Source organism: Agathobacter sp. LCP21S3_B2 (genome assembly GCF_052118705.1).
Lineage (GTDB): Bacteria > Bacillota > Clostridia > Lachnospirales > Lachnospiraceae > Roseburia.
Genome location: NZ_JBQKGQ010000003.1, coordinates 141,476 through 153,965, shown reverse-complemented (window position 1 = coordinate 153,965; position 12,490 = coordinate 141,476). Strand labels below are relative to the sequence as shown.

Genomic DNA, 12,490 nt, shown 5'->3' with positions numbered 1-12,490 from the left:
ATATTGAGGCATTTTTTATGATATTGAATAATACCGGGTATAGAAAGAAAATATGTGTACTGTGTGCGATGATAACAATAATGCTTATGGTATTATGTGTCCGTCTGGGTTATCTTATTCTTGTAAAGGGAGAATATTACAGTAAAAAAGCCCGGGCACTGCAGGAGCGTGAGAGGACAATAGCGGGCATACGCGGAGATATATTAGACAGAAACGGAAGTGTTATAGCGGCAAATGAGACAGCCTGCAACATTTCAGTGATACATAATCAGATAACCGATGAGGAAGCGGTAATCAGGACACTGAGCACAGAGCTTTCGATGGATGAATCGAAGATACGTAAAAAGGTGGAAAAGGTTACCTCGATAGAAAAAATTAAAAACAATGTTTCAAGGGAAACCGGTGACAGAATACTCTCCTATGGTTTAGCCGGGGTAAAGGTAGATGAGTCAAGCATCAGATACTATCCTGGAAATGAACTGTTTTCAAAAGTTATTGGATTCTCCGGGGCTGATGGACAGGGTGTTGTCGGGCTTGAAGCAACCTATGATGATGTCCTTTCCGGAAAACCCGGAAAAATATATACAGTATGTGATGGTAGAGGTGTGGAGGTGAAGGGCTATAAGGAGAGACGACAGGCACCAAAAAAAGGAGATACACTTGTCACAACGCTGGATATAAACATACAAAGAATCTGTGAGCAGAAGGCTGCTGCGGCATATAATGAAAACCTTGCTGACAGTGTGAGCATCATAGTCATGAATCCTGAGAATGGTGAAATCTATGCTATGTCTGACTATCCCGAGTACAATCTCAATGACCCGTTTTCCTGTGAAAATCATGACGAGGCATGGAGAAACGGCTGCGTCAGCGATACTTATGAGCCGGGGTCAACATTTAAAATTATAACAGCTGCTATAGCACTTGAAGAGAATGTGGTAAGTCTGGACGACAGCTTTTACTGTCCCGGATATATTACGGTGGAGGATAGACGTATACATTGTCATAAAAGGAGTGGGCACGGCAGCGAAACCTTTGTACAGGGAATACAGAATTCGTGTAACCCGGTATTCATAGATCTTGGACTGCGCATAGGCTGTGACAGGTATTATGAGAATTTTAAAAGCTTTTGCCTGTTGGAAAAAACAGGAATAGATCTGCCGGGAGAAGCAGGTACTATAATGCATCAGCCTGACAAAATAGGACAGGTGGAGCTTGCTACAATTTCATTTGGACAGTCATTTCAGATTACACCTATAGAGCTTATGACCACGGTATCCTCCCTGATAAATGGAGGAAACAGGGTGACACCGCATATAGGCAAAGAGATATTGAATTCCGATGGCACCACAAAGAAACAGATATCTTTTGATACCAGAACCGGTATTTGCACAGAGAAAACCTCTGAGACACTCAGAATGCTTCTTGAAGGCGTGGTATCTGAGGGCTCAGGCAAAAACGCGCAGGTAGAAGGGTATGCAATAGGTGGAAAGACAGCTACATCGCAGACACTTCCACGCAGTGATAATGTCTATATAGCATCGTTTCTTGGATTTTATCCTGCAGATGACCCAAGACTGATGGTGCTTGTTAAAATAAATAATCCCAAAGGTGGAGTATACTACGGAGGTACCATTGCCGCTCCGGTTGCCGCGGAGGTGTTTACGGAAATAATACCATATGTGGATGAACAGTAGCTCTTGCGAAATACGGATAAATAACGTATACTATAATTTAGTGTATAAATCAGGGTTTAATACATGGAAAACGGAGGAATAAAAATGAGCTTACAAGGAAAGAAAGTACTTGTTGTCGGTACAGGAAAAAGCGGAATCGCAGCTACAGAGCTTTTACGTGCCAATAATATAGATACAGTATTATTTGATGGAAATAAAGAGCTTGATACAGAGGCACTTTATGAGAAGGTACCGGCAATCCGTGAAGTACCGCTAATACTCGGAGATATGACAGATGCACAGATGGATGAGTTTGATGTGGCTGTACTCAGTCCGGGTGTACCAACAGATATTCCTATGGTCAATTCATTAAGAGATAAGGGCGTTAAAATCTGGGGTGAGATAGAGCTTGCATACACATTTGGAGCAGGCAGAATCATTGCTATTACAGGAACCAACGGCAAGACAACGACCACGGCACTTACAGGTGAGATAATGAAGAATTACTTTAAGGATGTAAGAGTTGTTGGAAACATTGGAATACCATATACATCAATGGTTACAGGAAGCACGGATGAGACCGTGACAGTAGCAGAGATATCCAGCTTCCAGCTTGAGACAATTGATACCTTCAAGCCGCACATCAGTGCAATCTTAAATATTACACCGGATCATCTTAATCGTCATCACACAATGGAAAACTATATCAGGGCAAAAGAAGATATCACAAAGAATCAGACAAAGGATGATTTTTGTATCTTAAACTATGAGGATAAGGTACTTAGAGGCTTTGCGGCAGAGTGCCCGGCTAGGGTTGTGTTTTTCAGCAGTAAGTCAGAGCTTTCAGAGGGCTTTTATCTGGATGGAGACATCATCATGTATGCACACGATGGTTCACGCGATGAGATAATCAATGTAAATGACCTGAATCTGCTTGGAAAGCACAATTTTGAGAATGTTATGGCAGCCTGTGCCATGTCCTTAAGCTTTGGTGTGCCTATGGATAAGATTGTCGAGGTGCTTAAGGTATTTAAGGCAGTTGAACACAGAATAGAATATGTGACAGAAAAGCGCGGTGTTAAGTTTTACAATGATTCAAAGGGAACCAATCCCGATGCGGCTATTCAGGGAATACGTGCCATGAACAGACCGACACTTCTTATCGGAGGAGGATATGATAAACAGTCAGAATATGACGAGTGGATAGAGGCCTTTGACGGTAAGGTCAAGGAGCTTGTGCTCATCGGTCAGACAGCGGACAAAATAGAGGAATGTGCACACAGACATGGATTCATGAATACAGTAAAGAAGGATACCTTTGAGGAGGCTGTCAGCTATTGTTATGAGCATGCTGCTTCAGGCGATGCCGTCCTTTTATCACCTGCATGTGCAAGCTGGGGAATGTTCCCTAATTATGAGGAGAGAGGACGTATCTTCAAGGAATTAGTAAAAGGATTAGAGGAGTAATTCATTTTGGCAGAAAAGCGTAGAAAACAAAAAGAAAAAAAGGAAAAAGGAATACCTTTTTTTGACTATAATCTTTTGTTTATTGTTATATTTTTGCTCTGTTTTGGTCTTGTAATGCTGTACAGCTCAAGCTCATATACATCAGCTAACAGATATAACGACAGTATGCATTATTTGAAGCTTCAGATACGAAATATTTTATTGGGAATGGCTGCCATGGCTGCCATGACGGCAATAGACTACAGATGGTGGAAGAAGCTGGGAGTGACAGCATATGTGGTGTCGTTTCTGCTGTGTATTCTTGTATTTGTGCCGAAAATAGGTTCAAGTTCACATGGTTCATCCAGATGGATTAGTGTAGGACCGATACAGTTCCAGCCGTCAGAGGTGGCGAAGATAGCCGTTATTTTATTTATGGCAATGATAATTGACAAGATTCCTAAGCAGTTTACCCGGTTTTCAAGTATCATAAAGATGTTTATAATACTTGCACCGCTTATAGGAATCGTTGCGTACAGTAACTTAAGTACGGCAATTATCATAATAGGCATATCTGTCTGTATGATGTTTGTTGCCAGTCCGAAATATCTGCAGTTTATTCTGGTCGGAATCGGTGTGCTTGTATTTGCAGTGGCATTTGTAATGCTGGCAGGCTACAGAAGTACACGAATTGAGGCATGGCTGCATCCGGAAACCGCCAGCAGTGATGCGGTTTACCAGACAATGATGGGTTTATATGCAATAGGCTCAGGCGGTTTATTTGGCAAGGGACTTGGAGAAAGCTTACAAAAGCTTGGAAATGTCCCGGAGTCACAAAACGATATGATTTTTACAATCATATGTGAGGAACTTGGATTGTTTGGAGCCATATGTCTTATACTCCTGTTTATCATTCTGATATGGCGTATGATGGTTGTTGCCAATAATGCCAGGGATTTATACGGTTCGCTTTTAGTGATTGGAGTCATGAGCCACATTGCAATTCAGGTTATATTGAATATTGCTGTTGTAACAAATTCCATTCCGAACACAGGTGTAATCCTGCCGTTTATCAGCTATGGAGGAACATCCATCATTTTCCTGATGGCGGAGATTGGTATAGTACTGTCAGTGTCGAGGGGAATCAGACTTGGAAAAGTACAATAGTTAGGCTTGGTGAAGATGATGATCAGGAAGAAAAGAAGACATGAAAAGAGATTGAAGCATTTCCTTATGGGAGTCCTTATTACGATATGTGTGCTTGCGGTGATGTTTCTTATAGCATTAAAGCTCTTTACTGTGAAAAATGTCGTAGTTGAGGGAAATGAGCTTTACGAGCAGAAGGTTATTGAGGATGCTGTATTAAATGACAAGTATTCATGGAATTCGTTGTATGTATACATAAAGTACAAAATCAAGGATACAAGGAAGATTCCGTTTATTGATACAATGAGCATCAGCTTAGACAGTCCTCATACGCTTCATATATCAGTATATGAAAAGGGAATGCTTGGGTATATATACATTCCGGGAATAGATGAAAACGCATATTTTGACAAGGATGGGTTTGTAGTTGAGACATCGTCAGATACAGTGTCTGGTGTACCGAGAATTGACGGTATAAGCTGCGATAAGGTAGTACTGTATGAAAAGCTGCCTATAAAAAAGTCAACATTAAGAGAAATTCTGGAGGTAACACAGTCTCTCAAGCGACAAGAGCTGGTGCCTGATTCCATTGATTACGGTGGTGACAATGCACCTGAGGTACATTACGGGAATATAAATGTGCTTATCGGGGATACAACAAAGCTGACCAGAAAGATAGAGAGGCTAAAAGCCATCATGCCATCTCTTGATGGACTCTCAGGTACACTACATTTAGAGAACTGGACTGAGGAAACCACAAATATTGTGTTTGATAAGACCCAATAAAATAAAAAAAATCATATTTAAAGGTTGATTATTTGATAGAAAAATTATATTATAGAATATATGGATTTCAGAATATTTGAATTTATAATATATAATTTAGAATATTTGGATGGAAAGAGGAGGAAGAACCTTGCTTGAGATTAAAACTAACGAGGCAGATAACAGTGCAAAGATAATTGTCATCGGAGTCGGTGGAGCCGGTAACAATGCAGTCAACAGAATGATTGACGAGAATATAGGTGGAGTAGAATTTATAGGTATCAATACTGATAAGCAGGCATTACAGCTTTGTAAGGCCCCTACTCTGATACAGATTGGAGAGAAGCTCACAAAAGGACTTGGTGCCGGTGCACAGCCTGAGATTGGCCAGAAGGCGGCTGAGGAGAGCGCAGAGGAGCTTCAGGCAGCGGTTAAGGGTGCTGATATGGTATTCGTCACATGCGGTATGGGTGGCGGAACAGGAACAGGTGCAGCTCCGGTTGTTGCAAAGATAGCAAAAGACCAGGGCATTCTTACAGTAGGAGTTGTCACAAAGCCTTTCAAATTTGAGGCAAAGCAGCGTATGATTAACGCTGTTTCGGGAATAGACAGACTTAAGGAGAGCGTCGATACACTTATTGTCATTCCTAATGACAAGCTTCTTGAGATTGTAGACCGTCGTACAACAATGCCGGATGCACTTAAGAAGGCAGATGAGGTATTACAGCAGGCGGTTCAGGGAATTACTGATCTTATCAACCTTCCGGCACTTATTAACCTTGACTTTGCCGATGTCCAGACAGTAATGAAGGACAAGGGAATGGCTCATATCGGTATCGGTAGTGCACAGGGCGATGACAAGGCAATAGAGGCAGTTAAGCTTGCAGTTGCATCTCCTCTTCTTGAGACAAAGATTAATGGTGCTACACATGTCATCATCAATATCTCAGGAGATATTTCTCTTATGGATGCAAATGATGCAGCAAGCTATGTTCAGGATCTTGCGGGCGAGAATGCAAATATTATTTTCGGTGCCAAGTATGATGAGACAATGACAGATCAGGCATCTATCACAGTAATTGCTACCGGACTTGAGGATGTATCATCAAATATGGTTACTCCTCAAAAGTCAGTAGCTCAGGGAGGCACGGCAGCCAATATACAGGGACATATGACATATCCTAACCAGATGGGACAGAGACCGGGAGCCGGTATGACTACACCAAATACTGTTACAAATGGACTCCATACAACAGCTAACGGACTTCATACAACAGGTATCCAGCAGGCATCAGCCCCACAGACATATTCAGGTATACAAAGACCTCGTCAGCCGGAAAGCACAGTTAAGCCGGTGGAGATTAATATCCCTGATTTCCTTAAGAATTCCAGAAGATAGTTTTCACGGAACTGACAGACGATTTATACAGGGCATACAGTTTGATTTTAATTCAGACTGTATGCCCTTTTGCTGTGTATTTATGGTAGTGTGTCGACATAATGTGATTTTAACAGAGTAGGGCTTTGGGATATATTTTTAATGAAAGAGAGGTGAAAATTATCTATGCATTTTATATCGATGTCTTTTACCTGAGAACATTTATAGTAAACTCTATGGGAATGATTTGTATCACATATGTGCTGAAAATACCTTTATATGGCAGAATCAGAAGGATTATTCTGGCAGGTGCAGTATCCGGCATGGTTTCGTGCCTGCTGCTTTTGCTTGGAAGCTACAGTATCTACAGATGGTTGTCATTGCTGCTTGTAGCTCCGGCAGCAGTATATTTTGCAACTGGCGCAAGAATTGGGATGATTAAGCTCTTGGGGCTTTCTGTTTTTGTCACAGTCTTATCAGGAGGTGTGGTGTATGCACTTGACAGTCTGTTATCAGCGGATGCTTCCTTGATATGCACAGGAGGTTTTGTGATAACTTATATGATATTAAAATCCTGGTGTGAGCGTAGCAACGAGAGCAGGGGATTATACAGAGTAACTATCATGGAAAATAAAAAGCGGGTGTATGTAACTGCATTGTACGATTCCGGCAATCTGTTGAAAAAACAGCCGGGAAATATTCCGGTCCATATAGCGGGGGCGAGGGTTTTTGATATAGCGGGTGATGATAAAGAGTACATAAATGTGCCGTATAAAAGTCTGGGAAATGAAAATGGGTGTCTTAAGGCATGCTGCTTTGATACTATGGTGGTGGAGAATAAAGGAAAGAAAAAGATATTACATAATGTTCTGATTGGAAAAGCATCGGAAAATATATTGACAAACAGTGCATACGATATGATTTTAAATGAAGCTGTTTTTAGTGATTCAAAAGAAATTAAAAATTCTCCTTTTTGGAAAAAACAAAACGGATGAAGTGTTTTACATAGGAGGGACGGAGGTGCTGCCACCTCCGCTTGAGACAGACGAGGAGAAATGCTGCCTCATAGCACTGGGGGATAAAAACGTGGCAATGTCAAAGGAACAGGCAAAAAAGCAGCTTATAGAGCACAACCTGAGGCTTGTTGTGTATCTGGCAAAGAAATTTGAAAACACGGGAGTATGCGTGGAGGACCTTATCTCAATCGGTACAATCGGTCTGATAAAGGGGATAAATACATTCAATCCCGAGAAAAAAATCAAGCTCGCCACATACGCATCCAGATGCATAGAAAATGAGATTCTTATGTATCTGCGTCGCAATAACAGAGTGAAGCTTGAGGTATCCTTTGACGAGCCGCTTAACACGGATTGGGACGGAAATGAGCTGCTTTTATCAGATATACTGGGGACGGAGGATGATGTCATATATAAGGATCTCGAGACTGAGGTTGAGATATCACTGCTAAAAAAAGCCATGCTGTCATTGAACGAGCGTGAGAGGCAGATAATAGAGCTTCGATTTGGAGTAAACCGTGTGGAGAATAAGGAACTGACACAGAAGGAGGTGGCAGACATCCTGGGAATTTCACAGTCATACATATCGAGGCTTGAGAAAAAAATAATGGCAAGATTGAAGAAAGAAATACAGAAAATGGCATAAGTGTGGTATAATATTTTTATCATAAGTAATTACTCAGAACCACTGAGAAGTTTCTATTATAAAACAGAATAGGAGATGGTAGTATGGTATTGGAATTTATCGGGGCTGACAGAGAGGTTACTGGAAGCTGTCATTATCTGACGTTTGGGGACACACATATACTTATTGACTGTGGAATGGAGCAGGGGGCTGATTTATACGTGAATCAGGAGATACCGGTCAATCCTTCACTTATAGACTATGTGTTTGTCACACACGCACACATTGACCATTCAGGTCTTTTGCCACTCATATACAATCATGGTTTCAGGGGCACTATTTTTGCGACAAAGGCGACAATGGATTTATGTAACATTATGCTAAAGGATTCTGCGCATATTCAGGAATTTGAGGCTGAGTGGAAGAACCGAAAGGCAAGACGAGCTGGAAGACCTGAGGTGACTCCTATGTACAATGTGGAGGATGCACAGAATGTTATGCAGCATTTTACACCGTGTGATTACAACAGTGTGTATGAGATATGTCCGGGGCTTAAGGTGCAATTTGTGGATGCAGGTCATCTGCTTGGCTCCTCATCCATTGAGATGTGGGTGACTGAGGAGAATGTGACAAAAAAAATTGTCTTTTCAGGTGATATCGGAAATCACAACAGGCCGCTAATCAAGGATCCGCAGTATGTGGACAGTGCTGATTATGTGGTTATGGAATCTACATATGGCAATCGTCTGCACGATACGCCGCCTGACTACGCGGTGGAGCTTTCAAAGGTCATCAATGCGACATTTACAAGAGGCGGAAATCTGGTAATCCCGGCATTTTCAGTGGGCAGGACACAGGAGATGCTCTACTTTATCAGGCGTATAAAGACGGAGAATCTGCTGCCGGAGCATCCGAATTTTGAGGTTTACATCGATAGCCCTCTTGCGGTTGAGGCAACAAATGTATTTCATGAGAATATATCGGACTGCTTTGATGAGGAGGCTATGGAGCTTATTTCGGCAGGCATCAATCCAATCAAGTTCCCCGGACTTCGTGTGGCAGTATCATCGGATGAGTCAAAGATGATTAATTTCGATAAGAAGCCGAAGGTCATCATATCAGCATCAGGTATGTGTGAGGCCGGACGTATCAGGCATCACTTAAAGCATAATCTTTGGAGAAGCGATTCAACAGTTTTGTTTGTAGGATATCAGGTTCCGGGAACACTTGGTTATGCACTTTTAAACGGTGCTAAAAAGGTGAAGCTTTTTGGTGAGGAAATAGAAGTAAGGGCAAGCATAGTAAATCTGCCGGGTATCAGTGGACATGCAGACAAAAATCAGCTTACCGAGTGGCTTGGCGCAATAAAAAACAAGCCGGAGCATGTATTTATAGTCCATGGAGAGGAGTCCACAGCAGAGTCCTTTGCAAACCACGTGCATGAGACCTTCGGCTATGATGCAGTGGCACCGTACAGTGGTGATGCCTATGACCTTATCACGAATCAGAAGGTGGCAGATGGTTCACGTAAGCGTGTGGAGAAAAAGGCTGCATATGGCATGGCAAGCAGAGAGAAGACTATATTTGACCGTCTTGTGGCAGCAGGCCAGAGGCTTGTATCTGTCATCCAGAAGTGCCAGGGCATGGCTAATAAGGACTTGAGCAAGTTTGCAGACCAGATAAATGCGCTGTGTGACAAGTGGGATAGATAGAATGTAATCACAGCATATTAAAGTAATAAAGTAAAAAGCTCTGTGCATACATATCAGTGTATGACACAGAGCCTTTTTATTTTGTGACGCTCAGCTTATTGAAAGTGTTATGTATGTAACTACGCCTCGTCCTGCTTGAAAATTACATTTCTGTATTTCGAAAGTATTCCTTTTAACAAGCTTCCAAGTACACAGATTGAGATAATCTCACCGATTCCGACTGTAACTGCATTGAAAAGAAGCGAGATATCAACACCCTTGTATATAGTTGTAAAACCATATCCGTATCTGAGCACGAGTGGCACGATAATAATGTTGGCGATGACCGGCGGCAGGGTGTACACAAACTTCTTCTTTCGAAGGAAGTAAGTGCCTAGTGCACCGAGCAGTGTAGCGATGCTTCCAAAGATGATATCCCAGATGATGCCACCTGTGATGAGATTGGAAATCAGACATCCGATGAAAAGTCCAGGAATGGCTGCCGGTGTGAAAACCGGAAGGATGCAAAGCGCTTCAGAAAAGCGTACCTGAATTGTGCCTGATGCGAGACCAAGCAGATTGGTGATATACGTGAGCACAACGTAGAGTGCTGCAATCATAGCTGCCTGTACTGCAAATAATACTTTTTTGTTTCTCATATTTAGTTCTCCTTTAGTTTTGTTTTACGTCAGGAAGGTTTCGAACTGACGTATTTATGTTAGCCTTGCTATGTTAACAAAAAATGCTTTGAATGTCAAGAAATACATAAATTCAGTGCCATATTTGGATATATTGTGATATAATGAGTGAAAGTGAGAAGATAAATGACTAGAGGGAAACAGTATTATGAGAGAAATAAAGGTTAATGAACTAAAAGAGGGAATGACTACGGCAGTAGATGTGTTTTCGCCAAAGGGACAGCTTATCCTTAAAAGACGTCAGGCTATATCGGCATTTGATATAGCAAAGTTTGGATTCTACAATATAGCTTCGGTTTATGTTGAGGGAAGCTCAGCACAGGAAAAAGAAGAATGGAATAAAAAATATGCCATCATTAAGGAAAAATACCGTGATTCCATCGATAACCTGCATGAATATATGAATGACATACTATACAGGAATATCATTCCGGATAAGAATGCGATCATCAGGGACTCGGTAGAGATTTTTGACAGGTTTGAGACTTCATATGAGCTCTTTGATGCACTTCAGGTATTAAAGCAGACAGATGTATCTACTATGGCGCATTCCATAAATGTATCAATCATTGCACGTCTCATTGGTGTGTGGGCAGGGCTTAATACAGAAAAGCTGGATGAGATTTCAATGGCAGGTCTGTTGCACGACATAGGCAAGTTTAAGATACCCGATGAGATATTATTGAAGCCCGGAAAGCTCACAAAGGATGAGTTTGAGGTGATAAAGAAACATACGATATATGGCTATGAGATACTTAAGAGCTTCAACATTCTTGAAAGCACAAAGCGTGCGGCACTTTTACATCATGAGAAGTTTGACGGCTCAGGATATCCGTTTGGATATAAATCAGATAAAATCGATGATATATCAGCTATTATTACGATAGCCGATGTCTACGATGCAATGACATCAAAGCGCTGTTACCGTGATGGGATGTGTCCGTTTGAGGTGATAGCAGATTTTGAGTATGATGGCATATCAAAGTATCATCCGAAGTATATAGGGATGTTTTTGAAGAAGATTGCAAGCTCATATATCGGAAGCACGGTGCTTTTGACAAACGGCAAAAAGGCCAAAATAATTTTTGTGACGGAGAAGTATTCAAGACCTACAGTTACATTGCTTGAAGACAACAGTGTGCTGGCACTTAAGGATGAAAAGGATATAAAAATAGCGGCAGTGCTGTAGAATTATATACGTATATTAATTGAATATAATTACTGTAAATGGGAATGCTTTAGATAAAGAAATTTATCCGGAGGATTCCCATGTCTGTATATAAGGTTGATATATGCGGTGTGACTACATCGAAACTGCCGGTACTTAAGGATGAAGAAAAAGAAGAACTGTTTAAGAAAATAAAAAAAGGTGATAAGGCTGCAAGAGAAAAGTATATTCGTGGAAATTTAAGGCTCGTGCTTTCGGTAATCAGAAGGTTTTCAAACCATAATGAAAATATGGATGATTTATTTCAGATAGGCTGCATCGGGCTTATGAAATCAATTGATAATTTTGATCCGACTATAGGTGTTAAGTTTTCAACCTATGCTGTTCCGATGATTATCGGTGAGGTCAGAAGATATCTGCGTGACAACAGTGCGTACCGCATTCCGCGGTCTCTCAGGGATACCGCATATCAGGCTATTAAATCAAAGGAAAAGCTATCAAGAAAGCTGGTGCACGAACCGTCCCTGGCAGAAATATCAAAGGATTGCGGCATCCCCGAAAACGATATACTATACGCACTTGATGCAATCCAGACACCGCTGTCCCTCTTTGATCCTGTATATACTGACGGTGGTGATACACTTTACGTGATGGATCAGATATCAGACAAGAAAAACAAAGAGGAAGCATGGGTAAAAAATCTGGTTCTCGACGATGCCTTAAAGCTGCTTGATGACAGAGCGAGACAGATTATTAAGCTGCGTTTTTTCGAGGGCAAGACACAGATAGAGGTGGCAGAGGAGATAAATATCTCTCAGGCACAGGTATCAAGGCTTGAGAAAAATGCGCTTAAAAATATGCACGGATATCTGGAAGCATAG

General features: G+C 41.4%; 11 protein-coding genes. 10 read left to right on the top strand and 1 reads right to left on the bottom strand.

What is annotated here, in order from left to right:
• Positions 1 to 17 precede the first annotated feature (17 nt).
• The 8 genes from ACTQ1L_RS03560 (at position 18) to ACTQ1L_RS03525 (ending at position 9,764) form a co-directional block, all read left to right on the top strand.
• Positions 18 to 1,697 carry a peptidoglycan D,D-transpeptidase FtsI family protein gene (locus ACTQ1L_RS03560; RefSeq protein ID WP_321112408.1) on the top strand — a complete coding sequence of 560 codons (1,680 nt, stop codon included), beginning with the start codon at positions 18 to 20 and terminating at the stop codon, positions 1,695 to 1,697.
• An 84-nt stretch (positions 1,698 to 1,781) separates the two neighbouring features.
• Complete coding sequence (murD, locus tag ACTQ1L_RS03555; protein ID WP_441365461.1) at positions 1,782 to 3,143, top strand: UDP-N-acetylmuramoyl-L-alanine--D-glutamate ligase; 1,362 nt, start codon at positions 1,782 to 1,784, stop codon at positions 3,141 to 3,143.
• 6 nt (positions 3,144 to 3,149) lie between these two features.
• Positions 3,150 to 4,289 (top strand): FtsW/RodA/SpoVE family cell cycle protein, encoded by a 1,140-nt coding sequence (locus ACTQ1L_RS03550; protein WP_441365460.1) that lies wholly within the window; start codon positions 3,150 to 3,152, stop codon positions 4,287 to 4,289.
• Between the two features lie 66 nt (positions 4,290 to 4,355).
• Entirely contained in the window at positions 4,356 to 5,054 is a 699-nt protein-coding gene (locus tag ACTQ1L_RS03545; RefSeq protein ID WP_441365459.1) for a cell division protein FtsQ/DivIB, read from the top strand.
• Between the two features lie 130 nt (positions 5,055 to 5,184).
• Positions 5,185 to 6,432, top strand: coding sequence for a cell division protein FtsZ (gene ftsZ, locus ACTQ1L_RS03540; RefSeq protein ID WP_321112404.1), 1,248 nt, complete (start codon positions 5,185 to 5,187; stop codon positions 6,430 to 6,432).
• A gap of 125 nt (positions 6,433 to 6,557) precedes the next feature.
• Positions 6,558 to 7,406, top strand: a complete 849-nt coding sequence (locus ACTQ1L_RS03535; RefSeq protein WP_321112403.1) for a sigma-E processing peptidase SpoIIGA — start codon at positions 6,558 to 6,560, stop codon at positions 7,404 to 7,406.
• A complete protein-coding gene (gene sigE, locus ACTQ1L_RS03530; RefSeq protein WP_321112402.1) occupies positions 7,339 to 8,073 on the top strand; it encodes an RNA polymerase sporulation sigma factor SigE in 735 nt (244 codons plus the stop codon). Before ACTQ1L_RS03535 ends, sigE begins: the two co-directional genes overlap by 68 nt.
• A gap of 83 nt (positions 8,074 to 8,156) precedes the next feature.
• Positions 8,157 to 9,764 (top strand): MBL fold metallo-hydrolase, encoded by a 1,608-nt coding sequence (locus ACTQ1L_RS03525; protein ID WP_321112401.1) that lies wholly within the window; start codon positions 8,157 to 8,159, stop codon positions 9,762 to 9,764.
• 119 nt (positions 9,765 to 9,883) lie between these two features.
• Here ACTQ1L_RS03525 and ACTQ1L_RS03520 read toward each other — a convergent pair whose 3' ends face one another.
• Entirely contained in the window at positions 9,884 to 10,402 is a 519-nt protein-coding gene (locus ACTQ1L_RS03520; protein WP_055224070.1) for a QueT transporter family protein, read from the bottom strand.
• A gap of 187 nt (positions 10,403 to 10,589) precedes the next feature.
• Here ACTQ1L_RS03520 and ACTQ1L_RS03515 point away from each other — a divergent pair, with 187 nt between their 5' ends.
• Both ACTQ1L_RS03515 and sigG read left to right on the top strand, forming a co-directional pair.
• Positions 10,590 to 11,630: an HD-GYP domain-containing protein gene (locus tag ACTQ1L_RS03515; protein ID WP_441365458.1), complete on the top strand. Its 1,041-nt coding sequence runs from the start codon at positions 10,590 to 10,592 to the stop codon at positions 11,628 to 11,630.
• Between the two features lie 80 nt (positions 11,631 to 11,710).
• Positions 11,711 to 12,490, top strand: a complete 780-nt coding sequence (sigG, locus tag ACTQ1L_RS03510; protein ID WP_441365457.1) for an RNA polymerase sporulation sigma factor SigG — start codon at positions 11,711 to 11,713, stop codon at positions 12,488 to 12,490.

Coding starts and splice junctions, on each gene's coding strand:
- ACTQ1L_RS03520 (WP_055224070.1), bottom strand. CDS start 10,402: ATGAGAAACAAAAAAGTATTATTTGCAGTACAGGCAGCTATGATTGCA.
- murD (WP_441365461.1), top strand. CDS start 1,782: ATGAGCTTACAAGGAAAGAAAGTACTTGTTGTCGGTACAGGAAAAAGC.
- sigE (WP_321112402.1), top strand. CDS start 7,339: ATGAAGCTGTTTTTAGTGATTCAAAAGAAATTAAAAATTCTCCTTTTT.
- ACTQ1L_RS03525 (WP_321112401.1), top strand. CDS start 8,157: ATGGTATTGGAATTTATCGGGGCTGACAGAGAGGTTACTGGAAGCTGT.
- sigG (WP_441365457.1), top strand. CDS start 11,711: ATGTCTGTATATAAGGTTGATATATGCGGTGTGACTACATCGAAACTG.
- ACTQ1L_RS03515 (WP_441365458.1), top strand. CDS start 10,590: ATGAGAGAAATAAAGGTTAATGAACTAAAAGAGGGAATGACTACGGCA.
- ACTQ1L_RS03545 (WP_441365459.1), top strand. CDS start 4,356: ATGGGAGTCCTTATTACGATATGTGTGCTTGCGGTGATGTTTCTTATA.
- ACTQ1L_RS03560 (WP_321112408.1), top strand. CDS start 18: ATGATATTGAATAATACCGGGTATAGAAAGAAAATATGTGTACTGTGT.